At 72.9% G+C, this 25,448-nt stretch carries 26 protein-coding genes; 13 read left to right on the forward strand and 13 right to left on the reverse strand.

The features are described 5' to 3' along the window. Positions 1 to 94: 94 nt before the first annotated feature. The 3 genes from ACFV9D_RS03960 to ACFV9D_RS03970 form a co-directional block, all read right to left on the reverse strand. Complete coding sequence (locus ACFV9D_RS03960; protein ID WP_385140482.1) at positions 95 to 658, reverse strand: TetR/AcrR family transcriptional regulator; 564 nt, start codon at positions 656 to 658, stop codon at positions 95 to 97. A 171-nt stretch (positions 659 to 829) separates the two neighbouring features. Then, positions 830 to 1,984, reverse strand: coding sequence for an MFS transporter (locus ACFV9D_RS03965; protein WP_385140484.1), 1,155 nt, complete (start codon positions 1,982 to 1,984; stop codon positions 830 to 832). 245 nt (positions 1,985 to 2,229) lie between these two features. Beyond that, positions 2,230 to 2,862 (reverse strand): TetR/AcrR family transcriptional regulator, encoded by a 633-nt coding sequence (locus ACFV9D_RS03970; protein ID WP_385140487.1) that lies wholly within the window; start codon positions 2,860 to 2,862, stop codon positions 2,230 to 2,232. A gap of 81 nt (positions 2,863 to 2,943) precedes the next feature. Here ACFV9D_RS03970 and ACFV9D_RS03975 point away from each other — a divergent pair, with 81 nt between their 5' ends. After that, positions 2,944 to 4,131 carry an FAD-dependent monooxygenase gene (locus ACFV9D_RS03975; protein WP_385140490.1) on the forward strand — a complete coding sequence of 396 codons (1,188 nt, stop codon included), beginning with the start codon at positions 2,944 to 2,946 and terminating at the stop codon, positions 4,129 to 4,131. A gap of 70 nt (positions 4,132 to 4,201) precedes the next feature. Further along, positions 4,202 to 5,107: a Gfo/Idh/MocA family protein gene (locus ACFV9D_RS03980; RefSeq protein ID WP_385140492.1), complete on the forward strand. Its 906-nt coding sequence runs from the start codon at positions 4,202 to 4,204 to the stop codon at positions 5,105 to 5,107. Here ACFV9D_RS03980 and lnt read toward each other — a convergent pair. Together lnt and ACFV9D_RS03990 are read right to left on the reverse strand one after the other, a co-directional pair. Beyond that, complete coding sequence (lnt, locus tag ACFV9D_RS03985) at positions 5,031 to 6,608, reverse strand: apolipoprotein N-acyltransferase (RefSeq protein ID WP_385140495.1); 1,578 nt, start codon at positions 6,606 to 6,608, stop codon at positions 5,031 to 5,033. The genes ACFV9D_RS03980 and lnt overlap by 77 nt on opposite strands. Before the next feature lie 214 nt (positions 6,609 to 6,822). Then, a complete protein-coding gene (locus ACFV9D_RS03990) occupies positions 6,823 to 7,260 on the reverse strand; it encodes a nuclear transport factor 2 family protein (RefSeq protein ID WP_385140498.1) in 438 nt (145 codons plus the stop codon). Positions 7,261 to 7,343: 83 nt separating this feature from the next. Between ACFV9D_RS03990 and ACFV9D_RS03995 the strand changes: the two genes are divergently transcribed. Beyond that, on the forward strand, positions 7,344 to 7,943 hold the full coding sequence (locus ACFV9D_RS03995; RefSeq protein ID WP_385140501.1) for a flavin reductase family protein: 600 nt from the start codon (positions 7,344 to 7,346) through the stop codon (positions 7,941 to 7,943). 30 nt (positions 7,944 to 7,973) lie between these two features. On the opposite strand, the gene ACFV9D_RS04000 is transcribed toward ACFV9D_RS03995, so the two are convergent. The 3 genes from ACFV9D_RS04000 to ACFV9D_RS04010 all read right to left on the reverse strand — a co-directional run bounded on the left by ACFV9D_RS04000 (position 7,974) and on the right by ACFV9D_RS04010 (position 10,029). Continuing rightward, positions 7,974 to 8,189, reverse strand: a complete 216-nt coding sequence (locus ACFV9D_RS04000) for a hypothetical protein (protein WP_329123203.1) — start codon at positions 8,187 to 8,189, stop codon at positions 7,974 to 7,976. Positions 8,190 to 8,515: 326 nt separating this feature from the next. Next, positions 8,516 to 9,391: an undecaprenyl-diphosphate phosphatase gene (locus tag ACFV9D_RS04005; RefSeq protein ID WP_385140504.1), complete on the reverse strand. Its 876-nt coding sequence runs from the start codon at positions 9,389 to 9,391 to the stop codon at positions 8,516 to 8,518. Between the two features lie 176 nt (positions 9,392 to 9,567). Next, positions 9,568 to 10,029, reverse strand: a complete 462-nt coding sequence (locus ACFV9D_RS04010) for a winged helix-turn-helix transcriptional regulator (RefSeq protein ID WP_385140507.1) — start codon at positions 10,027 to 10,029, stop codon at positions 9,568 to 9,570. Positions 10,030 to 10,147: 118 nt separating this feature from the next. On the opposite strand from ACFV9D_RS04010, the gene ACFV9D_RS04015 reads away from it, so the two are divergent. After that, complete coding sequence (locus ACFV9D_RS04015; protein ID WP_385140510.1) at positions 10,148 to 11,317, forward strand: thiolase family protein; 1,170 nt, start codon at positions 10,148 to 10,150, stop codon at positions 11,315 to 11,317. 144 nt (positions 11,318 to 11,461) lie between these two features. Here the strand turns inward: ACFV9D_RS04015 and ACFV9D_RS04020 are convergent, their stop codons facing one another. Then, positions 11,462 to 12,244, reverse strand: coding sequence for a TVP38/TMEM64 family protein (locus tag ACFV9D_RS04020; RefSeq protein ID WP_385140512.1), 783 nt, complete (start codon positions 12,242 to 12,244; stop codon positions 11,462 to 11,464). A 68-nt stretch (positions 12,245 to 12,312) separates the two neighbouring features. On the opposite strand from ACFV9D_RS04020, the gene ACFV9D_RS04025 reads away from it, so the two are divergent. The 5 genes from ACFV9D_RS04025 (at position 12,313) to ACFV9D_RS04045 (ending at position 16,238) form a co-directional block, all read left to right on the forward strand. After that, the gene (locus ACFV9D_RS04025) at positions 12,313 to 13,011 is read left to right on the forward strand and encodes a DNA alkylation repair protein (RefSeq protein ID WP_385140514.1); all 699 of its coding nucleotides are present in this window, start codon (positions 12,313 to 12,315) and stop codon (positions 13,009 to 13,011) included. 59 nt (positions 13,012 to 13,070) lie between these two features. Next, on the forward strand, positions 13,071 to 13,205 hold the full coding sequence (locus tag ACFV9D_RS04030; RefSeq protein WP_329123215.1) for a hypothetical protein: 135 nt from the start codon (positions 13,071 to 13,073) through the stop codon (positions 13,203 to 13,205). Positions 13,206 to 13,299: 94 nt separating this feature from the next. Further along, positions 13,300 to 14,469 (forward strand): elongation factor Tu, encoded by a 1,170-nt coding sequence (tuf, locus tag ACFV9D_RS04035; RefSeq protein ID WP_385140517.1) that lies wholly within the window; start codon positions 13,300 to 13,302, stop codon positions 14,467 to 14,469. A gap of 73 nt (positions 14,470 to 14,542) precedes the next feature. Then, complete coding sequence (locus tag ACFV9D_RS04040) at positions 14,543 to 15,388, forward strand: patatin-like phospholipase family protein (RefSeq protein WP_385140519.1); 846 nt, start codon at positions 14,543 to 14,545, stop codon at positions 15,386 to 15,388. A gap of 4 nt (positions 15,389 to 15,392) precedes the next feature. Continuing rightward, on the forward strand, positions 15,393 to 16,238 hold the full coding sequence (locus ACFV9D_RS04045) for a spermidine synthase (protein ID WP_385140522.1): 846 nt from the start codon (positions 15,393 to 15,395) through the stop codon (positions 16,236 to 16,238). Positions 16,239 to 16,276: 38 nt separating this feature from the next. Here the strand turns inward: ACFV9D_RS04045 and ACFV9D_RS04050 are convergent, their stop codons facing one another. Together ACFV9D_RS04050 and ACFV9D_RS04055 are read right to left on the reverse strand one after the other, a co-directional pair. Next, positions 16,277 to 17,647, reverse strand: coding sequence for an MFS transporter (locus ACFV9D_RS04050; protein ID WP_385140525.1), 1,371 nt, complete (start codon positions 17,645 to 17,647; stop codon positions 16,277 to 16,279). A gap of 73 nt (positions 17,648 to 17,720) precedes the next feature. Then, positions 17,721 to 18,812: a hypothetical protein gene (locus ACFV9D_RS04055; RefSeq protein ID WP_385140528.1), complete on the reverse strand. Its 1,092-nt coding sequence runs from the start codon at positions 18,810 to 18,812 to the stop codon at positions 17,721 to 17,723. A 106-nt stretch (positions 18,813 to 18,918) separates the two neighbouring features. Here ACFV9D_RS04055 and ACFV9D_RS04060 point away from each other — a divergent pair, with 106 nt between their 5' ends. The 3 genes from ACFV9D_RS04060 (at position 18,919) to ACFV9D_RS04070 (ending at position 22,990) form a co-directional block, all read left to right on the forward strand. After that, on the forward strand, positions 18,919 to 19,371 hold the full coding sequence (locus tag ACFV9D_RS04060) for a DUF4442 domain-containing protein (protein ID WP_329123227.1): 453 nt from the start codon (positions 18,919 to 18,921) through the stop codon (positions 19,369 to 19,371). Between the two features lie 147 nt (positions 19,372 to 19,518). Then, a complete protein-coding gene (locus tag ACFV9D_RS04065) occupies positions 19,519 to 22,275 on the forward strand; it encodes a glycoside hydrolase family 3 C-terminal domain-containing protein (RefSeq protein ID WP_385140531.1) in 2,757 nt (918 codons plus the stop codon). A gap of 61 nt (positions 22,276 to 22,336) precedes the next feature. Further along, a complete protein-coding gene (locus ACFV9D_RS04070; protein WP_385141521.1) occupies positions 22,337 to 22,990 on the forward strand; it encodes a DedA family protein in 654 nt (217 codons plus the stop codon). Positions 22,991 to 23,085: 95 nt separating this feature from the next. Here ACFV9D_RS04070 and ACFV9D_RS04075 read toward each other — a convergent pair whose 3' ends face one another. Beyond that, on the reverse strand, positions 23,086 to 23,613 hold the full coding sequence (locus tag ACFV9D_RS04075) for a gamma carbonic anhydrase family protein (protein ID WP_385140534.1): 528 nt from the start codon (positions 23,611 to 23,613) through the stop codon (positions 23,086 to 23,088). Positions 23,614 to 23,733: 120 nt separating this feature from the next. Between ACFV9D_RS04075 and ACFV9D_RS04080 the strand changes: the two genes are divergently transcribed. Continuing rightward, positions 23,734 to 24,477, forward strand: a complete 744-nt coding sequence (locus ACFV9D_RS04080; RefSeq protein ID WP_385140537.1) for an acyltransferase — start codon at positions 23,734 to 23,736, stop codon at positions 24,475 to 24,477. An 81-nt stretch (positions 24,478 to 24,558) separates the two neighbouring features. Here the strand turns inward: ACFV9D_RS04080 and ACFV9D_RS04085 are convergent, their stop codons facing one another. Next, the gene (locus ACFV9D_RS04085; RefSeq protein WP_385140540.1) at positions 24,559 to 25,425 is read right to left on the reverse strand and encodes an EamA family transporter; all 867 of its coding nucleotides are present in this window, start codon (positions 25,423 to 25,425) and stop codon (positions 24,559 to 24,561) included. Between the last annotated feature and the right edge of the window lie 23 nt (positions 25,426 to 25,448).

A 25,448-nucleotide genomic window follows, 5' to 3' on the forward strand; every position in this document is an offset into this window, starting at 1 on the left:
CCCGGCAGGCGTGCCGGGAGCCACTCGCATACGGCGATCAACCCGAACTGCCGAACTGCCGAATCATCAAACTGCCGAATTGCCGAACTGCCGGTCAATCGCGACGGTTCTGCTCTCTGGCGAGTGTGAGCACCAGTCGGGCGGTGGCGTCCACGAGTTCCTTGTCTATGGGCTTACCCGACACGAGCACGCGGTAGTACAGGGGGCCGAGGAGAACATCCACGAGGTGGTCGACGCTCCGCCCGTCGACCGCGGCGTCGTCATCGCGGGCGAGGAGCGCGCGCAGGCCGGCCGTGTCGCGCTCGCGCTGCTCCCGGAGGAAGCCGTCCCGCAGCGAGCCGGCCGTGTCCGCGTCCAGCTGGGCCTGGCCGATGAGGGCCTGCAGCACCTGGCCGGCCGGTTCCTCGAAGAAGTCGGCCACGCGCCGGAGTTGGGCCCTCAGCTCTTCCTCGGAGCTGCCGTGGCCCGGGTGCCACTCCAGGGCCTCGCGTGCATCGTCTATGAGGGTGTCGAGAAGGATGTCGACCTTCGACTTCCACCAGCGGTAGATCGTCTGCTTGGCCACGCCCGCGCGCTGCGCGATGCCTTCGATGGTCAGGGCGGCGAAACCTCGCTCGACCAGGAGGTCGTCCGCGGCGTGGAGCACCGCGAGCCGCACGCTCTCGCTGCGGCGTGGGCCCGTTCGGCTGACGACATCGGTCTGTTCGCAGGCCGGTCGTGGCTTCCGCGTAGTGCTGATGGTTCCCTCAACCCTTCGAGTCGTGACCTGTGGTGATTCTGGCACAGCCGTGTCGGCCGGTCCGCCGGGAAGCTTCGCGGCGGTCACGGCTCACCCCGTCTTCCGGCCCGTGCGGACCAGGCTGAGCAGGACGCCGAGCGCGAGTGCCGCGACCACCGCGCTGAACGTCTCGCCCGCCGGACGCAGGCTGGTCTCGCGGATCAGGACGCCGACGCCCACGGCGGGCACCGCCAGCATCGAGTACAGGATGGCGAAGAAGGTGGAGACCGACGCGCCGCGATGCTGTGGAGCGCTGCGCGTGGTGATGCTGCCGATGCCGTGGCCGAGAGCGACACCTGTCGCCAGTCCGTTCACGGCGGCCCCGATGAGCAGCGGCGTCAGCGTGCTCGTCGCCATCGCGGTGGCGATGAGGGCCGAGGCGACGATCAGCCCCGCGCACGCCGTCGGCAGGGCGACGCCGGCCTTGAGGACGCGCACCAGGAGCTGACCGAGGGCGGTGCAGGCGAACGCGACGAAGACCACGAGGCCCGTCAGGGAGTGGCTCGACTCGTGCAGCACGGTGCCGAGGAACAGTCCCGTCACGGCGGTCAGCACGCCGAGCACCGCGAAGCCCGCACCCGCCGCCATCGCGGAGCGCAGGAAGTCCGACCGGATCTCGCCCGGGATGTGCAGCCGCTGGAGCCGGAGGGAGACCTTGGACCGGTGCGTGGAGCTCTCCCCGCTCATCGCCACCGCCAGCGCACCGACGGCGGCCAGGACGAGCATGACGACCCAGGGGGTGCGCAGTGGGGACCGCGTGACGTCCGCGAGGATCCCCGCGAGGAGAGTGCCGCAGGCGAGGCCGCCCATGTTGGCGAACAGGGCCAGGGTGGCGGGCTTGACGCGGCTGTCCTGCCCGAGGCGTTCGGTGAGTGAGGCGGTGGCGGCGCCGGTCACCAGGGCGGCCGAGAACCCGGAGACGACGCGGGCGATGAGCATGGTGGTCACGCCCTCCGCGTAGATGAAGACGATCGCCGCGGCGACGGAGAGCAAGGTCGCGGTCAGCAGGACGGGTCGGCGTCCCACCTGGTCCGAGAGTCGCCCGAAGACCAGTAGTCCGACCACCACGCCCACGGCGTAGACGGCGAAGACGACGGTGACCGTGAACGGCGTGATGCCGAAGACCTCGCCGTAGATCGGATAGAGGGCGGTGGGCGCGGTCGTGCCGGCCATGGTGATCCAGAAGGCGAAGGCGACGCCTAACACGGCGAGGCCGCCGCCTCGTGCCCTCGCCGGTGCACCGGCGAGGTCGCCGGCGCGGATGGTTGAGTTCCCCACTGATCGTGGCCTCTCGTGAGCGGTCTGAGGTACGGACGCGGGCACAGTCGAGACTTACCGTTGCGTCTAGTCAAGACACTAGACTAACCGTCTCGTCTATTCAATGGCTCCATGCACGCAGAGGCCGCTCGGTCGCCCGTGATCGTGGCGGGCGCCAGGGGATCCGGCGCCGTTTACCCGCCCAGCATGCCGCGCAGCAACTCGTCGAACCCGACCCGCAGTTCGGCTCGGCTCGGCACGGAGGAGTGGAACGAACCCGCGGCGCAGGAGAACATCAGCCCCTCGCACCACGCGATCAGGGACAGCGCGTGCCGCTCGGGGGCGGGTGAGCCGGCGTCCGCCATCATCGCGATCAACGGCCCGTGAAAGGCCAACCCGGCCGTGTCGAAGAAGGTGCGCAGCTCGGGGCGGCGGGTGGCCTCCAGGGCGAGTTCGTAGCGCGAGACGAGCAGCGCCCGGTGGTCGGTGAGGTACCGGTGCAGGGCGAGCGAGAGTGCGTCCACCAGCTCTCCGGCGCCCGCGTCCGGCCCCGGCATCTCGTGCGGGGTGAGAACCCGGGCCTCCAGCTCGACCTGACGGCGGACCGCGGTCTCCAAAAGCGCCTGGCGGGTGCGCGCGTGATTGGAGGTCGAGCCCTGCGGCAGCCCCGCCCGCTCGTCCACGGCCCGGTGGGTGAGTCCGCGCATCCCGCCTTCGACGAGGAGATCGAGTGCGGCGTCGCCGATCCGCTCGGCGCGGGAGAGGGGCGCGGCGGGGGAGTCCGGAGCCAGGGGTTCGGGGGCGGATCCGGGGGTGTGTGCGGTCATGGGGTCAACCTACTACCGACCCGACTACAGCTGTAGTACGGTCGAGAAGTCACTACAGCTGTAGTTTCCGAGGGAGCAGTCATGGAACAGCACCGTGCCGTCGTCATCGGAGCAGGCATCGGCGGACTCACCGCCGCCGTCGCCCTCCAGCGGAGCGGCTGGGACGTCACCGTCCTGGAGCGCGCCGCCGCCCTCGAGCCGGTCGGGGCCGGCATCGGCCTCGCCCCCAACTCCCAGCGCGCCCTGGACGTCATCGGGCTCGGCGACCGCGTCCGCGAGCTGTCCGCCTGGCAGGGCGACGGCGGCATGCGCGCCCCCGACGGCCGCTGGCTCGCCCGTACGAGCGCCAAGGCCGCCGCCGCGCGCTTCGGTGGACCCCTCGTCCTGCTCCACCGCGCCACCCTCGTGGAGATCCTCACCTCCGCCCTCCCCGCCGGAGTCGTACGGACCGGAGTGACGGCGTCCCTCGCCGACCCCGGCGACGACGACCGGCCCGCCGTCGTCCGCACCGGCGACGGGGACATCGAGGCCGAACTGGTCCTCGGCGCCGACGGCATCCACTCCGCGGTCCGCCGCGCCCTCTTCCCCGACCACGCGGGTCCCGAGTACTCCGGCTTCACGACCTGGCGCGTCGTCGTGCCCGCCCCCGACCGCCCCTTCGCCCCGCACGAGACCTGGGGACCGGGCCGACTCTGGGGCACCCAGCCCCTCAAGGACGGCCGTGTCTACGCCTACGCGATGGCCGCTGCCCCCGAGGGCGCCCACGCCCCCGACGACGAGAAGGCCGAACTCCTGCGCCTGTTCGGGGACTGGCACCACCCGGTGCCCGAGATCCTCGCCGCCGTCGACCCCGGCGGCGTCCTGCGCCACGACGTCCACCACATGCCCCGACCGCTGCCCGCCTTCCACCGCGGCCGCGTCGCCCTGCTCGGCGACGCCGCCCACGCCATGGAGCCCACGCTCGGCCAGGGCGGCAACCAGGCCATCGAGGACGCGATCGTCCTCGCCCACCACTCCGGCCGGGGACTTCCGCCGAGCCGCGCACTCTCCGCGTACACCGCCGACCGGCTGCCGCGCACCATGGCGATCGTCCGCAAGGCCGCCCGGACCGGCCGGCTGACCCTCCTCTCCGCCCGCCCCGCCGTCGCCCTGCGCAACGCGCTCATCGCCGCCGTCTCGCGCTTCGGCCCGGGTCTCGTCCTGCGCGGTTTCGACGGCATCGCCGACTGGCGACCGCCGGTCGCCGCGGACCGCCCGCGAGTAAGCTGACCAGCGCGAACGGCAGATCCGCCAAGGACAGAACCGCGAACGACACATCACCCAGCGCTAGGGAGACCCCGTGAAGGTCGGCTGCATCGGACTCGGCGACATCGCGCAGAAGGCATATCTCCCGGTCCTCGCCGCCCTTCCCGGGGTGGAACTCCACCTGCAGACGCGGACGAAGGCCACCCTGGAGCGGGTCGCCGACACCCACCACGTACCGGCGGTGCGGCGCCACAGCGACCTCGACTCGCTGCTCTCCGCCGGCCTCGACGCCGCCTTCGTGCACGCGCCGACCGCCACGCACGCCGAGATCGCCACCCGGCTCCTCCAGGCCGGTGTGGCGACCTACGTCGACAAGCCCCTGGCGTACGAGTACGCCGACTCCGAGCGGCTCGTGGAGCTCGCCGAGGAGCGGGGGGTGAGCCTGGCCGTCGGCTTCAACCGGCGCCTGGCCCCCAGTTACGAGCAGTGCCTGGACCACCCGCGCGAGCTGATCCTCATGCAGAAGAACCGGATCGGGCTGCCCGAGGACCCGCGCACCCTCGTCCTCGACGACTTCATCCACGTCGTCGACACCCTGCGCTTCCTGCTGCCGGGAGAGGTCGAGCACACCGACGTACGGGCCAGGATCCGCGGCGGACTGATGCACCACGTCGTGCTCCAGCTCTCCGGCGACGGATTCACCGCCATCGGCATGATGAACCGGATGAACGGCTCCACCGAGGAGATCCTCGAAGTCTCCGGCCAGGACACCAAGCGCCAGGTCCTCAACCTCGCGGACGTCGTGGACCACAAGGGTCAGCCGACCGTCCGGCGACGCGGGGACTGGGTGCCGGTGGCCCGCCAGCGCGGCATCGAGCAGGCCGTCATCGCCTTCCTCGACGCCGTACGGGCCGGCAAGCACCTCAGTGCCCGGGACGCCCTGTCGACCCACGAGCTGTGCGAGCGCGTGGTGCGCGAAGCTCTGACACAGGCCTCCTGAGCGCCCCCATGCCCTCGGCGGCGCACAGCGCCGCCAGCACGGTCAGCGCGCCGTACAGCGGCCAGTCGCCGAAGCTTGCGTAGCCGGTGGTCGTCCGGGCCAGGGGCAGTTCGTAGACGGCCGCCGCGCTGCGGTCGGTGGCCAGCGTCGTACCGATCCGGCTGCCGTCGGGGCCGTACACGGCGCTGACGCCGGTCAACGTCGCGTGCACCACCGGCCGACCGGACTCCGCCGCGCGCAGCGCCGCGAGCGAAGCGTGCTGGGCGGGCGCCCAGCTGTCCTGGAAGGTCGAGGTCGCCGACTGGGCGATCAGCACGTCGGCACCGTCGCGGGCCAGCCGACGGGACATGTCGGGGAAGGCCGACTCGAAGCAGACCAGCGGACCGATCCGCAGCGCAGGCTCGGCGCCGTCGGCCGGCAGGGTCATCACCACGGGCTCGGTGCCGCGCCGCCGGTCCTCGCCCGCCGCCTTGCCGACGGACGTCACCCAGCCGAGGACGCCGCGGGCCGGGACGTACTCGCCGAACGGCACGAGCCGCATCTTGTCGTACCGGTCGCCGGTGGGGCCCTTCTCCCCGATCAGCACGGCGCTCTTGAAGATGCCCGGCCGGTCGGAGCGGCGGGCGTCCACATTGACGAGGATCGGCGCGTCCACCGCGCGGGAGAGCGCCGTCAGCCGGGCGGCGAGGTCGGGGCGGGTGGCCAGATCGGCGCCGACGCTGCTCTCGCCCCAGACGACCAGGTCCAGGTCCAGGTCCCGGCCGACGAGTTCACGCGTCAGCTCCTCGCCGCGGGCGAACCGCCGCTCGGCGCCGCCGGACCCGTCGTACACCCCCGGCTGCACGACGGCGATCCGCGCCGTCCCCTGCTCCCGTGGTGGTGCGGTGCCCCACCAGACCACGCCGATGGTGAGCGCGCACACCACGAGTCCCACCAGCGCCGTGATCCGTACGGCGGCCGCCGACACCACAAGAAGCGCCACGGCCGTGTTGACCGCCACCACCAGCAGGGACACGAGCCACACACCGCCGACGGAGGCGAGCCGCAGCGCCGGCGCGACCTGCCACTGACTCGCGCCCAACAGGCCCCACGGCCCGCCCAAGGCCTCCCAGGAACGGGCCAGTTCGATCAGCAGCCAGCCGGAGGGGATGACCAGGAGCGCGGCGACGGCACGCGGACCGGACGGCCCGTCGCCGAGCATCGCCCGCACCAGCCATCCCCAGGGCACCCACAACAGCCCGAGCAGCGCGGCCAGTACGAGCAGGAAGACGTGCAGGCTCGGCGCCAGCCAGTGGTGCATGGCCAGCATGAAGCCGATGCCGCCCAGCCAGCCCTCCAGGGCGGCGCGGCGCGCCGTGGGCGCGGTGCGGAGCAGCAGCAGCCACGGGACGAGGGCGACATAGGCGAGCCACCAGAGTGCGGGAGCCGGGAAGGCGAGCGCGGGCAGGGCGCCGGCGACGACCGCGAGCGCGGCGCGGGCGCCGCGACGCGGTGTCCGCACGGCGCGAGACGGCGCGTCCTCGGGCGGCCCGTCCCCGGGTGGGCCGTCCCCGGCCCCTGAGCCCGCCCGGGCGCTTTCCCGGGCTTCCGTACGGGCCCAGTGCGGGCGCCGGGCACCGCCACCGGGCCCGTGCTCCGCGCCGGTGCCGCCACGGCCGAACGCAATCCCCACGCCGCGCCTCCAGGTGTCGCCTCCAGTGTGCGCCGCGCGGTCCCTACGCGCGGCGCCACTTCTCCCGTACGACGACCGAACGGAGCCGCCAGCCCGCGTCCGTCCGGAGCAGCGAGAACGCGTACCGGCCGCCACAGACGAAGTCCTCGCCCGATTCGAAGCGCATGGGGTTCACGTAGTCGGCGTGGACCTCCGCGGTGTCCCCCGGATAGCCGCCGAGGTCCTGGATGGTCACCCGGCGGTTCACGATGAGGTGCTGGCGCACCGGGAACAGCCGCATCGTCTCCGCGAGCCAGTCGGCCACCTCCGCCGCCGGGCCCTCGACGCCGCCGGAACCGCGGTAGTCGGCCGTGCCGTCGCGGGTGAACAGCGCCCGGTAGCCCGTCCAGTCGGAGTCGTCCACGGCCACCGCGTACCCGGTGACGAGGTCGTCGATGGCCAGCCGGTCCATCACGGTCGCGAGATCCACGCGCTGCGTCATCGGCTCAGTGTCGGGCAGGGGGAGCCGCGGGGCCAAGAGCCGTGCGGCGTGGGCGTGGTCGGATCCCGGTCATACTTTCCGTCATGCGCATCGACATCGATCCCGACCGGAGCGACCGGAACACCTTCTACCGGCTGCTCACCGCCACCGTCGTGCCCCGGCCGATCGCCTGGATCTCCACGACCTCGGCCGACGGGACGGACAATCTGGCCCCGCATTCCTTCTTCACGATCTCGTCGGTGACCCCGCCGGTGGTGCAGTTCACCTCGGTGGGCCGCAAGGACTCGCTGCGCAACATCGAGGACACCGGGGCCTTCGTGGTGAACTTCGCGCCCGAGCCGCTCTTCGAGCAGATCAACGCCACGGCGACGGACTTCCCGCGCGGGGTGAGCGAGTTCGACGCCTGCGGGGTGGAACGCGAGCCGAGCCTACGGGTCAAGCCGCCGCGGGTGGCGCACGCGCCGGTGGCGCTGGAGTGCGAGCTGCACAGCACGCTGCGGATCGGGGACTCGACCGTCGTCTTCGGTCGGGTGGTGCACGCGGCGGTGGACGAGTCCGTGATGGTGGACGGCCACCCCGAGATCACGCTCATGCGGCCGCTGACCCGGCTCGGCAAGAACGAGTGGGGGACGCTGGGCGGCATCCGGGAGATCGCCCGGGTCCCGTACGAGTCCGGGGCCTGACGTCCGAGTCCCGGGCGTGACGAGCCCGGTCTAGGCGGCCTCCCACCGGTGCGGGCGGCCGCCGCGCCACTCCACCAGATGCGGATCGTCGAGGATCATGTCGGCGTCCTCGAGCCCGGCTCGGCGCAGGAACTCGACGAGGTCCGTGTCGTTGTGCGCGAGGCCCACGATCTGCCCGCGGACGGTGACGCGCCGCCCGCCGTCGGGGGAGGGGCGGTGGATGACGATGGGTGCTTGCCAGGCCATGGTTCCAGGGTGCGACGCGCGCCCGGATTGCGCCCGGCGGATCCGCCGGCCGGGTTCACACGGGGTGTGAACGGAACGCGTCGACACCTGCCGTGCACACGCTCGCAGCTCAGCCGTGCCGGCGGGAGGATCGTCGCGTCCCTTCGGGAGGCGCGCACCAGAGAAGAGCCGCCGGAGACCCCCCGAGTCCGGCGACCCGTCCCGATCCGGCGCGAACCCGGTACCCGCCCGAACGGACATGAGCCCGTCCGCCCGCCGGCGGTCCATCGACTCCTGCCGGCCGCGGACGGGCTCCGGCCCGTGCGGTGATCTCGGTTCCGGTCCGGTCAGTGACCGGACTCGCCCGCGTGGGGGCTGAGGGCGTCCGTGCCGACCAGGATGAAGAGCAGAATGCCCAGAATGATCCGGTAGACGACGAACGGCATGAAGCTCTTGGTCGTGATGAACTTCATGAACCAGGCGATGACGGCGTATCCGACGGCGAACGCGATGATCGTCGCGAAGATCGTCGGACCCCAGGAGACGTGGCCGCCGTTGCCCGCGTCCTTCAGTTCGTACGCGCCCGAGGCGAGCACCGCCGGGATGGCCAGCAGGAACGAGTACCGGGCCGCCGCCTCGCGGGTGTAGCCCATGAGCAGACCACCGGAGATCGTCGCGCCCGAGCGGGAGACGCCGGGGATCAGGGCCATCGCCTGGCAGACGCCGAAGATCAGGCCGTCCTTCACGCCGAGGTCCTTGAGCGTCTTGCGCTCGCGGACGACGCGATGCCGTCCGCCGATCTCGTCGCGGGCGGCGAGACGGTCCGCGACGCCGAGGACGACGCCCATCACGATGAGGGTCGTGGCGATCAGCCGCAGATCACGGAACGGGCCCTCGATCTGGTCCTTGAGCGTCACGCCGAGCACACCGATCGGGATCGAGCCGACGATGACCAGCCAGCCCATCTGGGCGTCGTGGTCGCTGCGCATCGACTTGTCCCGCAGCGAGCGGAACCAGGCCGAGACGATCCGCGCGATGTCCTTGCGGAAGTAGATCAGGACGGCCGTCTCCGTGCCGATCTGGGTGATCGCGGTGAAGGCCGCGCCCGGGTCCTCCCAGCCGGCGAAGGCGGCGGTGAGGCGAAGGTGCGCGCTGGAGGAGATGGGAAGGAACTCCGTCAGCCCCTGGACGAGTCCGAGGATGAATGATTCGAACCAACTCATGGGGCTAGGGCCGTCCCGAATGTGCTCGTGCGGTCAGAAAGGGCGGTCGGATCGGAGATCGCCCGCCGGTCGTTGCGCAGCGTACCGTCCTTGGGTGACGGCCCCGATCCCAGGTCCGCACGGGCCCTGTTGCCCTCGGGTCTCCATGGAGCTCGGTCCTGAGGCGGCCGTGGCCCTCAGCCCTCCACGGGACCCGTCGTCGTCCAGCCTGCCGACCGCACATGGTGGGTCAGGCTCGCGGCGTCCGCCTCGTCGCCGCAGCAGGCGCAGACGACCCGGGGGCTGAGCACCTCGCCGCAGCTGTGCTCCAGGACCACCGGCCGGTCCTGCGGGTTCATATGGCGGTCGCCCCAGGCCATGAGCGTCAGCAGCACCGGCTGCAGCTCCTCGCCGGCCGGAGTGGCCCGGTACTCGAAGCGCCGCGGGCGCTCGCTGTACGGCACCTTCTCCAGGATTCCGGCCTCGACCAGCCGCTTCAGGCGTGCCGTGAGGATGTCGCGCGGAGCGCCGGTGTTGCGGGCGATCCGGTCGAAGCGGCGCACACCGAGCGAGATCTCGCGCAGCACGAGCAGCGAGTACTTCTCGCCGACGAGGGTGAGGGCGTCGGCGATCGAGCAAGGGCGGGGGGCGGCCTTCATGCGCCCAGCCTAAGGCAGGGCGCAGGGGGAGGGTTTGAGAATCAAACTCGCTGGGCTATGTTACTGGCAGGTGTTGGTCCATTTTTCCAACTCATCAGGTGATCGAGGAGCCGTCATCATGCGCGACGCCGTCATCGTCGAAGCAGTCCGTACGCCCATAGGCAAGGGAAAGGCGAACGGTGCCCTCGCCGGGGTCCACCCCGTCGCCCTGCTCTCCCACACGCTCAGCGCCCTGATCGAGCGCAGCGGCATCGACCCCGCCCTCGTCGACGACGTCATCGGCGGAACGGTCGACCAGGTCGGCGAGCAGGCCATGAACACCACCCGGTACGCCTGGCTGGGCGCCGGCTTCCCCGAGTCCGTGCCCGCCACCACCGTCGACCGGCAGTGCGGCTCCTCCCAGCAGGCCGTGCACTTCGCGGCCCAGGGCGTGATCTCCGGGGCGTACGACATCGCCGTCGCCTGCGGTGTCGAGTCCATGAGCCGCGTCCCGATGTGGTCGAACGTGCCGCCCGGCGCGGACCCCTTCGGCCCCGGGGTCGCCGAGCGCTACCCCGAGGGCCTGGTCCCGCAGGGCGTCAGTGCGGAGCTCATCGCCGCGAAGTGGTCGATCGGGCGCGAGGCGATGGACGAGTTCGCCGCCGCCTCGCACGCCAAGGCCGCCCGCAGCTGGGACGCCGGTCTCTTCGACACCGAGGTCGTCCCCTACGGGGACGTCCGCCGTGACGAGTCGGTGCGGCCCTCGACCACACCGGAGATCCTGGCCGGGCTCCGGCCCGCCTTCCAGGACCCCGTCTTCGCCGAGCGCTTCCCGCAGATCGACTGGTCGGTCACCGCGGGCAACAGCAGCCCCACCAACGACGGCGCCTCGGCCGTGCTCGTCATGGCGGCGGACACGGCCGAACGGCTCGGGCTCCGCCCGCTCGCGCGGCTGCACAGCTTCGCGGTGACCGGCTCCGACCCGCTGCTGATGCTGACCGGCGTGATCCCCGCGACGGAGAAGGTGCTGCGCAGGGCCGGGCTCGGCCTCGACGACATCGACCTCTTCGAGATCAACGAGGCGTTCGCGAGCGTCGTGCTCGCCTGGCAGCAGGAGACCGGTGCCGACCCGGCGAGGGTCAACGTCCACGGCGGCGCCATCGCGATCGGCCACCCCCTCGGCGCCAGCGGCACGCGGCTGACGACCACCCTGGTCCACGCCCTGCGGGCCCGTGGGGCCCGGTACGGCCTCCAGGCGATGTGCGAGGCGGGCGGCCTGGCCAACGCGATGATCGTCGAGGCGCTCTGACGGACGGGCCCGGTCGGCACGGCCGCCCGGTGCCCGGCGGGGCGGGGCTGGGCGGGCCGAGCGGGCCGAGCGGGCGACCGGCCGAACCGGCTCGCCCCGGCCGTCGGGGCGCGGGGCGGCAGCGTCCTGCGTCGCCGTCGACGCCTACGACACGCCCTGGCGCTCCTGCGAGGCGCCCACCCCCGCCAGCGGGCGCGGCTCCGACGGCTCGGTGGCGGGGTCGGGCGTCGCGCGCAGACCGTGGCGCTTGCGCCAGGCGACGGTCGCCGCGGCGAGGCCGGACACGACGATGAAGCCCATCGAGATCAGAAAGGCGGGCGAGGTCGGCGAAGCGGCCTCGCTGCCCGCCACCACGTACGCCGTCGTGTTCGGGATCGACCCGATGCCCGTCGCCAGGAGGAACGGCGCGTATCCAATCCGCGACACCGCCGCGCAGTAGTTGGCGGCGGCGAACGGCACCCCGGGGAAGAGCCGGATCGCCAGCATCGAGCGGAACCCGTGCCGGCTCAGCTGCCCGTCCGCCGCCTTCAGCCAGCGTCCCCGCAGCAGCGGTCGCAGCGCGTCCTGCCCGAGAACTCGCCCCAGGGTGAAGGAGATCCCCGCCCCCAGGACCGTCCCGGCCACCGCCGCAGCGAGGCCCGCCTGGGTGCCGAAGAGCGCGCCCGCCGCCAGGTTCAGGATCGGCCGCGGGACGAAGGCGGCGGTGCACGCCCCGTACGCGAGCCCGAAGAGCACCACCGCGCCGACGCCGCTCATCTGCGGCGGCCAGCCCGCCGACAGCAGCCGCTGGGGCTCGTAGAGCACCACGGTCGTCGCCGCGGCGAGCAGGAGTACGGCGAGCAGCGACAGCCGCGACCAGGGCGAAAGCAGCGCCCGGGAGCAGCGCAGTGCGAGGGAGCCCGGCGGCCGGGAGACGGGGTCGAGCATCCGGGGAGAGTAACCGACGGGCCCATGTGATCGCCGTAATGTCCGTCATCCGCCGTAGTGTGAGCCGCATGACGCTCGCCGTGCCCGACAGCGCTCTCGCCGACACCGTGCTCGCCCGCCTCACCGAGGTCTACCCGGCGGCCGGCGACCCCTTCCGGGCGCAGGAGATGGTCGCGTACATGAAGGGCGCTGCCCCCTTCCTGGGCATCCGCACCCCCGAGCGGCGCGCCCTGTCCCGTACGGTCCTCGACGGCACCCCGCGCCCCGAAGAGGCCGACTGCGTCGCCGTCGCACTGCGCTGCTTCGCGCTCCCCGAGCGCGAGTACCACTACTTCGCCGTCGACTACCTGCGCCGTCACGTCACGCGCTGCTCCTCCGGCTTCCTGCCCGTCGCCCGGCACCTCGTCACCACGGACTCGTGGTGGGACACGGTCGACCACCTCGCGGCGCATGTGGTCGGCGGCCTCGTCGCGGCCGATCCGGCGCTGGCCGCGCGGATGGACGAGTGGATCGAGGACGACGACCTGTGGGTCGACCGCACCGCGCTGCTGCACCAACTCCGCTTCAGGGACGCGACCGACACCGAGCGGCTCTTCGCCTACTGCCTCCGCCGGGCCGGCGACACCGACTTCTTCCTCCGCAAGGCGATCGGCTGGGCCCTGCGCGAGTACGCCAAGACCGGCCCCGACGAGGTGCGCGCGTTCGTCGAGCAGAACCGATCCCGGCTCGCCCCGCTCTCGGTGCGCGAGGCGCTCAAGCACCTCTGAACTCTCCTACGGCAGAAAATCGTTCGACGGCGACCGCCCGTCCCGGGATGATCGTGGACATGTTCCGGTACGCCTTCCTCGAAGCACGGCCCGCAGTCGCGGCCGCGCCGAAGGCTGCCGTCGCGCCCGTCGCCGCCGCTGCGTTCGCAGCCGCCGCGCTCGCGGCCGTCGCACTCGACGGCGCCCGAAGCTGACCCTCCCCGGCTCGTCCGGCGGACCCCACAGGGGGAGGGTCGGTCCGGCCCCGGGGTCCCCTCACACGCTTCGAGCTCAAGGAACGAGCGAACCATGTCCAAGACGGCATACGTGCGCACCAAGCCACACCTCAACATCGGCACCATGGGTCACGTCGACCACGGCAAGACCACCTTGACCGCCGCCATCACCAAGGTCCTCAGCGAGCGCGGGACCGGCACCTTCGTGCCGTTCGACCGGATCGACCGCGCGCCCGAGGAGGCCCAGCGCGGCATCACCATCAACATCGCGCACGTCGAGTACGAGACCGACACCCGCCACTACGCCCATGTCGACATGCCCGGACACGCCGACTACGTCAAGAACATGGTCACCGGCGCCGCCCAGCTCGACGGGGCCATCCTCGTCGTCTCCGCGCTCGACGGGATCATGCCGCAGACCGCCGAGCACGTCCTGCTCGCCCGTCAGGTCGGCGTCGACCACATCGTGGTCGCGCTCAACAAGGCCGACGCGGGTGACGACGAGCTGACCGACCTCGTCGAGCTGGAGGTGCGGGAGCTGCTCACCGCGAACGGCTACGGCGGCGACTCCGTCCCCGTCGTCCGGGTGTCCGGGCTCAAGGCCCTGGAGGGGGACCCGCGCTGGACCGCGGCGATCGAGGCGCTGCTCGACGCGGTGGACACCTATGTGCCCATGCCCGTGCGGTACGTGGACGCGCCGTTCCTGATGTCCGTCGAGAACGTCCTCACCATCACCGGCCGCGGCACGGTCGTCACGGGAGCCGTCGAGCGCGGGACGGTGCGCGTGGGCGACCGCGTCGAGGTACTGGGCGCGGAGACCGAGACGGTCGTCACCGGGGTCGAGACCTTCGGCAAGCCCATGGAGTCGGCCGAGGCCGGCGACAACGTGGCCCTGCTGCTGCGCGGTGTCGCGCGCGACACGGTCCGCCGCGGGCACGTGGTCGCGGCGCCGGGCAGCGTCGTACCGAGCCTGCGGTTCACCGCGCAGGTCTACGTCCTGTCGGGCAAGGAGGGGGGCCGCACCACGCCCGTCTCGACCGGCTACCGGCCGCAGTTCTACATCAGGACCGCGGACGTCGTCGGTGACGTCGACCTCGGCGAGGCGGCGGTCGCGCGCCCGGGCGACACGGTCACCATGACCGTCGAACTCGGCCGCGCCGTACCGCTGGAGCCGGGGCTCGGCTTCGCGATCCGCGAGGGCGGACGCACGGTCGGCGCCGGCACGGTCACGACCGTCGGCTGAGCCCGATCGGATGGAGGCCCGCATTCCGCACCCTGCGGAATGCGGGCCCGACTCCGTGCGCCACACTCGGATGATGACGCAGACAGCACTGGTACTGGGCGCGAGCGGACTGGCGGGTGCGGGCTGGGAGTTCGGCATCCTGCACGGTCTGGCCGAGGCCGGAGTCGACCTGTCCACCGCGGATCTGATCGTCGGCACCTCGGCGGGCGCGGTCGTCGGCGCGCTGCTCGCCGCCGGGAAGCACACCCTCGCCGAGCTGTACGAAAGCCAGCTCGACGACGCCCCGGACGAGCCCGCGGCCCGGCTGGGCGCCGGAACGATCCTCCGCTACGCGATCGCCGTCCTGACCTCCCGTACCCCCGAGGCGTACGGGCGCAAGCTCGGCAAGCTCGCGCTCGGCGCCACCACCGTCGACGAGGCCACGCGCCGCGAGACCATCGCCCGCCGGCTCGACGCGGCGGAGGAGTGGCCCGAACGCCGACTGCTCATCACCGCCGTCGACGCGCTGACCGGCGAGCTCAAGGCCTACGACAAGGACAGCGGCGCCACGATCGTCGACGCCGTCACGGCGAGCTGCGCCGTTCCCGCGTCCGCACCGGCCGCCACGATCGACGGCCGCCGCTGGATCGACGGTGGGGTGCACTCCACCGCCAACGCCCACCTCGCCGCCGGCTACGACCGGGTCGTCGTCATCGCGCCCAACGCCTCCGGCAACAAGGTCATCGTCTCCGCCGCCCGCCAGGGCGCGGCGCTCGCCGCGGCCGGGGCGCGGGTCGAGGTGATCACCATGGACGCCGACTCCAAGGCGGCCTTCGGCCGCAACCCGCTCGACACGAGCCGCCGGGCGCCCGCCGCCCGCGCCGGACGGGCCCAGGCCGCCGCCCATGCGAAGGCGGTGGCCGCCGTGTGGGCACAATGAGAGCGTGAACGAGCAGATACCCGTCATCCGGGACGTCGACTGGGGGACCGCCCGGCTCATGCCCGACGTCGACCGGGAGCGGGCCTGGCTGCTCACCGTCGACGGCGCGCCGCAGTCGTACGTCGATCTGGACGAGCCGACGCACCTCGAGTTCGAGTACGCGCAGCGGCTCGCCCATGTCGTCGACAGCGTGGCCGAGGAGGGCGCGCCCCTGGCCGTGCTGCACCTCGGCGGCGGGGCGCTCACGCTGCCCCGGTACGTCGCGGCGACCCGTCCCGGCTCACGGCAGGACGTCGTGGAGGCCGACCGTGGCCTGCTCGACCTGGTCACCGAGCACCTGCCGCTGCCGGCGGGCTCGGGGGTCACGGTGCACGGAGCGGACGCCAGGGCGTGGCTGGAGAACGCGCCCGCCGCGTCCGCGGACGTGCTGATCGCCGACGTGTTCGGCGGCTCCCGGGTGCCCGCGCATCTGACCTCGGCCGAGTACGCGCGGGAGGCCCGGCGGGTGCTGCGACCGGGCGGTGTCTACGCCGCGAACCTCGCCGACGGAGCGCCGTTCGACTTCCTCCGCTCCCAACTGGCGACCTTCGCGGGCGTCTTCACCGAGCTGGCCCTGATCGCCGAACCGGCGGTGCTGCGGGGCCGCCGCTTCGGCAACGCGATCCTCATCGCCTCCGACGAGGAGATCGACACGGCCCATCTGGCCCGGCGGGCGGCCGGCGACGCGTTCCCCGCGCGCGTGGAGTACGGGGCGACCCTCACCCGCTTCACGGGGTCGGCCCGCCCGGTGACCGACGCGGACGCGGTCCCGTCGCCCGTGCCGCCGGACGGAGCCTTCAGCATCGGCTGAGGGCCGCCGGGCCGCCCACGCGATCCGCCGATGCCAAGTCAGTCGGCGGAGTGCGGCGTCCGAGCCTCCGCGACCGATGCGACCGGCACCGGCGCGAGCGGCGCCTCGGCGATCGGCGCCGGAACGGGCACGCCCGCCGCGTGGTCGGCGGAACCGCGCACCTCCTTCGTGCGGCGCTTCAGGTTCCGGACGTCCGGGACCAGGAGGACGAGGGCCGTCACCACCACGATCAACGCCGCCGATCCCCACAGCGCCTCGCTGCGGCCGAAGAGGCTCTCCGCAGGGCCCGCGAGGGCCGTGGACAGCGGGAGCATGGCCGTCGAGCCGAACCAGTCGTACGCCGACACCCGGGACAGCTTGTCCTCCGGGATCTCCTGGTGCAGCGTCGTCATCCACGCCACGCCGAACACCTCGATGGCCACGCCGCTGACGAACATCGCGGCCGAGAGACCCACCACGTCGAGCGGAACCGCGAGCGCCGCAGACGGCAGGGCGATCGGGAAGACGCCGAGCGTGCCCACGAGCAGCATCCGGCGCGGCTTCCAGCGCATCATCAGCAGCGCGCCGGCGAGCATGCCCACGCCGAAGAAGGCCAGCGCGATGCCCCACGGCCGGGCGCCGCCGAGCTGGTCCCGGGCCACCAGCGGGCCGTACACCGACTCGGCCGCGCCGACGAGTGCCACGACGATGGAGAACTGGGCCACGATGGACCACAGCCAGGGCCGGCCGATGAACTCGTGCCAGCCCTCGCGCAGATCGGCGAGCAGACCGCCGCCCGGCTCGCGCTCCGCGATGTGGCTGACGTCGAGGAAGGCGCGCAGCGCGCCGGCCACGGCGAAGGCCGCTGCGTCGATCGCGAGGACCCAGCCGGGCCCGACCGCGGCGATCATCGCGCCGCCGAGCGCCGCCCCGCCGATGCCGGCGCCGTGCATCGCCATCCGGAACAGGGCGAAGGCCCGGCTGACCTGTTCGCCGCTGACGCTGGACATCAGCATGCCCTCGGCCGCCGGGCTGAAGAAGGCCTGGCCCGTTCCGCCCAGCGCGGTCAGCAGCATCATCTGCCACAGCTGCGGCTCGCCCGTGAGGACAAGGAGGGCGAAGACGCCCTGCGAGACGAAGTTGAGGGCGTTGGCGGCGACCATCACCCGGTGCCGGGGTATCCGGTCCGCGACCGCGCCGCCGATGAGCAGGAAGAGTACGAGCGGGAGGGTGCGGGCCGCCGCCACCAGACCCACGTCGCCGGCGTCCCCACCGGAGTGCATCACGGCGAACGCCGCCGCGATCAGGGCACCGTGGGCCCCGAGGTTCGTGACGATCGCGGCGGCGGTCAGCAGCAGATAGTTGCGGCCGGCCCACTCGGGGCGGCGGGACAGCAGGGAGGTGCGGGGGGAGGCGGCGGGGGTTCTCACCCCGGGACTATCCCTGTCGCCGCCGCCTCCTGCCAAACCGATTACCGGACCACTCCGACCGGTGGGGAGTCCGTCAGGACGAGGCCGGGGCCAGCCGCACCGTCGAGAGGATCTGCTGGATCGTCGCGTCCGGCAGCTCGTCCTTGACCCCGTCGGCCCCGTAGAGCACGAACGACGAGAAGTCGCCCTTGGAGTTCTTGAAGGAGAACGCGACGGACTTGCCGTCCGACTCGCACTTGTTCCGCTTCTTGATCCCCGGAGCGGTGGCCGTCGCCATGCTGCCGACGAGGCCGGACTTGGTGGTGTACGGCACCGCCTTGGTGATCTTGATGGTGCCCTTGGGCATGTGCTGGGCGTAGCCGGCCCACACCCAGTTGCCGGCCTCGTTGTACGCGGCCTCCGCGGTGTCCTTGGCGCCCTGGCCGCCCTTGGTGCCCGCGCTGCTCAGGCTCCAGGTCTCCTGGGTGCCGTTCTTGTCGACGTCGTACGCGCACCACTTGCTCTTGTAATAGGTGGGCGCGGACATCGTGACGACCGGGGAGCCGTCGCCCTTCTTCTCGTCCTCGAAGAAGGTGACGGAGCCGGGCTTCAGCAGCTCCCACTCCGGCGGTACGTCGAACAGCGTGCCGTACTTGGGGTTGTGGACGACCTTCCAGCCCGGGATCGTGGGCTGCTGCTGGGCGTCGTCGCGCGGGTTGTCGATCGGCGGGGACGACGGTGCGGCCGAACTGGAGGCCGACGAGGTCGGCTGCTTCGGGTCGTCGCCGGCCTGGGTGTTCTTGCCGTCGTCCTTGCCGAGGACGAGGAAACCGGTGACACCGGCGGCCACGACGACGGCGGTCGCGGCGACGATGGCGATGACGGTCGTCTGCTTCTTCTTGCCGTCACCCGGCCCGCCCGGCGGGGGCGGCATCCCCGGCACCTGGTACTGCGGCACGGTCGGCTGCTGGTACGGGTTGGGCTGTGGGTACCCCGGCTGGGCCGGCTGCTGGGGGTAGCCCGGCTGCGTCGGCGGCTGTTGCGGATATCCGGGCTGCTGCTGGTACCCCGGCTGCCCCGGCTGCTGATACGGGTTCGGCTGCTGGTAACCCGACTGCTGGTACGGGTTCTGACTCTGATCCTGCGGGTTCTGCTCGCCCCCGGGCGGCTGCTGTCCTGGCCACATGGCCAGTAACCATAGAGGTGTGGCGGGAACCCTGCTACGCCCGCCCCCGCGCGGGAGCGCGGCGCCGGGGATGGCCTTCCCTGCTACCCGCGGGTAACATCGCCGTATGAGCGCAGACCAGATGTCCGTCGGCGAGATGCTCGCCGCGACGGTTCCCATGGCCAGGACCCTCAACCTCGAGTTCCTGGAGACCACTTCCGAGCGTGCCGTCGTCCGCCTGCCCGACCAGGCCGACTACCACAACCACGTCGGCGGCCCGCACGCCGGAGCCATGTTCACGCTGGCCGAGTCCGCCAGCGGCGCGATCGTCCTGGCCGCCTTCGGCGACCAGCTGAGCCGCGCGGTGCCGCTCGCCGTCACTGCCGAGATCGGCTACAAGAAGCTCGCGATGGGCGTCGTCACGGCCACCGCCACCCTGGGCCGCCCGGCCGCCGACGTCGTGGCCGAGCTGGACGCCGGCGCGCGGCCCGAGTTCCCGGTCCACATCGCGATCACGCGCGAGGACGGCGCCGTGACCGGCGAGATGACGGTCGTCTGGACGCTGCGCCCCAACGCCTGACAGGCACGGCACCGAGCCGCCCCCGCACGCCGATTCGCGTGCGGGGGCGGCTTTGTCAGCGGGGCTCCGGTGAAAATGACGGGCCGTCACGCATAGTGCGCTCACCGCGTCAACGCGGCATCCGCGCCCGTGCGAAGGAGCAGCGCCGTGTCAGAACTCGAGTCCCGCGAGCCGTATCCCCCTTCGGCCGGTCCCGCGGCCGATCCGTCCGCCGATGCGGACGAGCGTCGCGCCGCCCGTGCCGCCTCCGGGTGCCTCAAGGGCCGCCCGCGCCCGGCACCGTCGGGGCAGCGGTCCGCCCCGCAGGCCCCGTCGGGGGAGCGTCCCGCCCCGCAGGCGCCGTCGGGGGAGCGTCCCGCCCCGCAGGCGCCGTCGGGGGAGCGGTCCGCCCCGCAGGCGCCGTCGGGGGAGCGGTCCGCCGCGCAGGCCGCGGCCGATACGCGACTGCCGCGCAGGGGCGCGCTGTGGTTGCTCGGCGGGGCCGTCGCCGCCGCGGCCTCCCTGGCCACGCCGGCACTCGCCACGCCGGCGCGCGCCACACCCGCGCGCCGCCGCGGCGGCCGGGTCGACGACCTCCTCGCCCGGCTCACCCTGGACGAGAAGGTCTCCCTGCTGCACGGCGCCCGCGACCCGAAGAGCCTCGGCCAGGCGGGCTACGTACCCGGTGTGCCCCGGCTCGGCGTCCCGGCGCTGCGACTCGCCGACGGGCCGGCCGGGGTCCGGGTCAGGCGCACCGCCACCGCCCTGCCCGCCCCCGTCATGCTCGCCGCCGCCTTCGATCCCGGCCTCGCCCGCGCCTACGGCGGGGTCATCGGCCGCGAGGGCCGCGCGCTCGGCCAGGACGTGCTGCTCTCCCCGATGGTCAATCTGATCCGCACCCCGTACGCGGGACGGAACTTCGAGACCTTCTCCGAGGACCCGCTCCTCACCGCCGACCTCGTCGCCGAGGAGATCCGCGGTATCCAGGCCGAGGGCCTGATCGCCACGGTCAAGCACCTCGCCCTCAACAACCAGGAGCGGGACCGGACGTCCGTCGACGTACACGTCGACGAACAGACCCTCCACGAGACCGAGCTGCGCGGCTTCGAGGCCGCCGTCGCCGCCGGGGTGGGGGCGGCCATGGCCGCGTACAACAAGATCGACGGCGTGTACGCCACCGAGAACCCCGTGCTCCTCACCGATGTGCTGCGTACCCGCTGGGGCTTCGACGGCTGGGTGATGAGCGACTGGGGCGCCACCCACAGCACCGCGCCCGCGCTCGAAGCCGGCCTCGACATGGAGATGCCGTCCGGCGCGCACTTCGGCGCCGCGCTCAAGCAGGCGGTGGGGGAGGGCCGGGTCGCCGAGGCGGCCGTGGACCGGGCCGTGCGCCGCATCCTCTCCGTACGGGACCGGTTCGGGCTCCTCGACGAGGCGCCGCCGCCGGACCGGGACGCACCGTCGGGCGCCGACGTCGCCCTGCGCGTCGCCATCGCCGGAGCCACCCTGCTGCGCAACGAGCGCGGGACCCTGCCGCTCACCGGCCCCGCCGCCCGCTCCCTCGCCGTCATCGGCCCCACCGGCGCGGTCCCGTTCGCCAGCGGCGGCGGCAGCGCCCATGTGGTCCCCGACTCCGCCGCCCGGCCGCTCGACGCGATCCGGGACCGGGCCGGGGCCGGGGCCACCGTCACGTACACAAGCGGCGAAGACCTCTTCGGACGGCCGCTGCCCGCCCCGGAGCCCCCGACCGAGCTGGAGAACCGCACCGTCGCCGCCGGCGCCACCTGGAGCTACGAGGGCACCCTCACCCTCCCCGAGGCCGACCGCTGGACCTTCCTCGTCCACTACAGCGGCGCCCGGCCCACCGTCACCCTCGACTCCACCGAACTCTTCCCCCTCCGCCAGGGCGGGGAAGACGTCTTCGTAGGAGGACTGGAGAAGCGCACCTCGGACGGTCTCGCCGTCCGCCGCGCCACCGTCGACCTCGCCGCCGGGCCCCACCGCCTGACCGTCTCCGCCCGCGGCGGGCCGGCCGGTCAGCTCTTCCGGCTCCGCGCGATCACCTCAGCCGATCGCGCGGAGGACGTCGCGGAGGCGGTGCGCGCGGCCCGCGCCGCGCGGAGCGTCGTGCTCTTCGCGTACGAGGACGCCACCGAGGGCGAGGACCGGACGAGCCTCGCGCTCCCCGGCAACCAGGAGGCCCTGATCGACGCGGTGACGGCCGCCAACCCCCGTACCACCGTCGTCCTCAACACCTCGTCCGCGGTCGCCATGCCCTGGCTGGAGCGCAGCGCCGCCGTGCTCCAGATGTACTACCCCGGGCAGGAGGGCGCCGCCGCGACCACGGCCGTCCTGTTCGGCGACGCCGACCCCGGCGGACGGCTGACCCAGACCTTCCCCGCCGCCGAGGACCTGCACCCCACGGCGGGCGACCCGCGCCGCTACCCAGGGGTGGACGGGGTCCAGGAGTACAGCGAGGGCGTCCATGTGGGCCACCGCTGGTACGACGCCGAGAGGGTGGAGCCGCTGTTCCCGTTCGGGCACGGACTCTCGTACACCACGTTCGGCTACGAGGACCTGACGATCGAGCCCGCGGACGACGGCGGACTCGAGGTCAGCTTCACGGTGCGGAACACGGGCGGCCGGACCGGGACCGAAGTGGCCCAGGTCTACCTCGGCCCCTCGCCCCACCTCGCCGCGCTCGGCGTCGACCAGCCGCGGCAGCTCCTGGCCGCCTACCGGCGCCTGGAGCTGGCCGCGGGCGAGCGGTGCCGGGTGACGGTGTCCGTCGCCGCCCGCACCCTCGCCTCCTGGGACGTGGCCCGGCACGGCTGGGTGCGCGGGACGGGCCGGCGCACGGTCCGGGTGGGCGCTTCGTCACGTGATCCCCGGCTGTTCGCGAGGGTCGCGGTGCGTCCGCTGTGACCAGGTAGGCTGCCCCGGCGTGCGCGACGCGGCGCACGCCATCGACACGGGAGGATCCGCGTTGCACGTCCAGGAGTGGCTGGAGACGATCCCCGCGGTCGCCGTCTACGCGCTGGTGGGGGTGGTGATCGGGCTGGAGAGCCTGGGCATCCCGCTGCCCGGCGAGATCGTCCTCGTGAGCTCGGCCCTGCTCGCCTCGCAGCACGGCGACATCAATCCGTACGTCCTCGGCGCCTGCGCCACGGCCGGCGCGATCATCGGCGACTCGATCGGCTACGCGATCGGCCGCAAGGGCGGGCGACCGCTGCTGGCCTGGCTGGGGAAGAAGTTCCCCAAGCACTTCAGCGAGGCCAATATCGCGCTCGCGGAGCGGTCCTTCGAGAAGTGGGGCATGTGGGCGGTCTTCTTCGGCCGTTTCGTCGCCCTGCTGCGGATCTTCGCCGGACCGCTGGCGGGCGTCCTGCACATGCCGTACTGGAAGTTCCTCATCGCCAATGTCTTCGGCGGGATCCTCTGGGCGGGCGGGACCACGGCGGTCATCTACTCGGTGGGCGTCGTCGCCGAGGCCTGGCTCAAGCGCTTCTCCTGGCTCGGCCTGGTGCTCGCCGTCCTGATCGGCCTGGCCTCCATGCTGATCATCAAGAACCGTGCGAAGAAGGCGGCGGCCAAGGCGGAGTCGTCCGCCGAGCCGGTGCCGGCGGCCGTCGGGGACTGACGACCCGCGTACGGCGACAGCGGTACGACGACAGCGGTACGCAGAGGGGCGCGGTGCCTTCCCCGGGCACCGCGCCCCTCTGCGTACCCGGGGGCTCAGTCCCCGAACGCCTCGGCGTGGCCCTTGGCCAGGTGCAGGTACATCTCCGCGTTGAGGCGGATACCGGCCTGCTCCTCCTCGGTCAGCGGCCGTCGGACCTTGGCCGGGACGCCCGCGACGAGCGAACCCGGCGGGATCTCCATCCCCTGGGGGACGAGCGCCTGGGCGGCGACGAGCGAACCGGCACCGACCCGGGCCCCGTTGAGGACCGTGGCGCCCATGCCGATCAGGACGTCGTCCTCGATCGTGCAGCCGTGGACGGTCGCGTTGTGGCCGACCGTCACGCGGTCGCCGATGGTGACCGGAAAGCCGGGGTCGACGTGGACCGTGCAGTTGTCCTGGATGTTGGAGTCCTCGCCGACGGCAATGGGGCCGCAGTCCGCCCGCAGCACCGCGTGGTACCAGACGCTCGCTCGGGCGCCGAGCGTGACGTCGCCGAGCACGACGGAGGTCGGCGCGGTGAAGGCGGTCGGATCGACCTGCGGCTCCTTGCCGCCCACGCCCTTGATCAACGCCTCTGTCATCGTTCGCTCCTGATCCCTCGTCGTTGCGTCACGCCTCCGGGGCAATCTAGCCCTGCCCCATGACGGACATCACAGGGCACCCCACTGATCAGGCACGACGGCGAGGACTACCGTGTCCGGGTGCCCAGGAACAGAAACACGTTCTCTTCTCTCGCCGCCTGGCGGCGCCGGGTTCTCGCCCGTGTCGTGCAGGGCGGTTGGCGCTGGGTGCAGGAGGCCGGTTCCGTCACCGCCGAGCACCCGGGGCGGCTGCGTTTCCGTCGCCTCGGCGCGGGCACCCGGCTCGCCTTCCCGCAGGGGACCGTCTTCGGTGAGCAGTGGATCGAGATCGGCGAGTGCTGCATCATCGCCGAGCAGGTCACCCTCACCGCCGGCATGCTCCCCGGACTCGACCTCGGCCCCGACACGGTCCTGACCCTCGGGAACGGCGTCGTCCTGGGGCGCGGCAGCCATGTCATCGCGGACACCAGGGTGACGATCGGCTCGGACACGTACTGCGGGCCGTACGTCTACATCACCTCGACCAACCACAGTTACGACGATCCGGACGAGCCGGTCGGCAGGCAGTGGCCACGCTCCGAGCCGGTCGAGATCGGGCCGGGCTGCTGGCTGGGCACGGGCGCGGTGATCCTGCCGGGCGCCAGGCTCGGCCGCAACGTGGTGGTCGCGGCGGGCGCGGTCGTGCGGGGAGAGGTCCCGGACCACTCGGTGGTGGCCGGGGCGCCGGCGAAGGTCGTGCGCAGCTGGGACCTGGAGCGGGGCTGGCAGCCGCCGCTGCGGACCCCGGCGCCGGTGCCGATCCCGGACGGCGTGACGCACGAGCAGCTCGCCGCACTCGCGGCCTGGGACCTCGCGGAGGGCTGATCCGGCGACCGGCACGGACCGGGCCGACGGGACGGCCGGACGACCAGGGCGACCGGGCGTCCCGGCGCTCGCGCCCCGGGCTCAGCCGGACGCGAGCAGCACCGTGCCGACCAGGGCGAGGCCCGCACCCGCCGCCTGCACCGCCCGCAGCCGCTCCTTGAGCACCCCGAGCGCGGCAAGCGCCGTCACCACCGGGTAGAGGTTGGCCAGGACGGCGGCGACGGTGACCGGACCGTTCTGCGCCGCGATCGAGTACGTACCGTTGGCGGCGACGTCCGCGAGGCCGACGAAGGCGAGCGCCGGGAGCGCGGCCCAGACGACCTTCATCCCTCCGCCCTCGGGCAGCGCCCGGCCGCCCCGCTTCACGGAGACGAACAGTGCCCCGCCGCCCACCAGCACGTTGGTGACGCGCTGCACGAACAGGGCGAGGAACAGGCCGGTGAGGGTCGAGGACGCCTCCGCGATCAGGGCCATCACCGAGCCGAACCCGAAGGCCGCGACGAGGGTGAGGAGCACCGCCTGGCGCTGCACGGGCGCGCCGCGCAGCTCCGGTCCGCCGGCCAGGACGATTCCGACGACCGCCACGCCGATCCCGGCGAACTGGAGCAGCCCCGGCCGGTCGCCGATGAGCAGGCCCACCGAGACGGGCACGACGACACCGAGCGAGCCGAGCGGGGAGACCACACCCATCGGGCCGAGCGCCAGCGCCTTGTAGAACGCGAGCATGGCCACCGGGCCGACCACGCCCGCTGCGACCGCGTACCAGAGCTGTGGGCCCACCTCGCTCCACCCGCCGGTGGCGATCACGATGGCGCCGAGGACCACGACCGCGATCGTCTGCGAGGCGACGATGACCGTCAGGGCGGGCATGCGCCGGGTGAGCAGCCCGCCGCCGAAATCGGCCAGCCCCCAGAGCAGGGCGGTGGCCAGGGCGAACAGCGCGGTCATGGAATCCTCGCAGGGTGGTGGTC

The organism is Streptomyces sp. NPDC059875, from assembly GCF_042731085.1.
GTDB lineage: Bacteria > Actinomycetota > Actinomycetes > Streptomycetales > Streptomycetaceae > Streptomyces.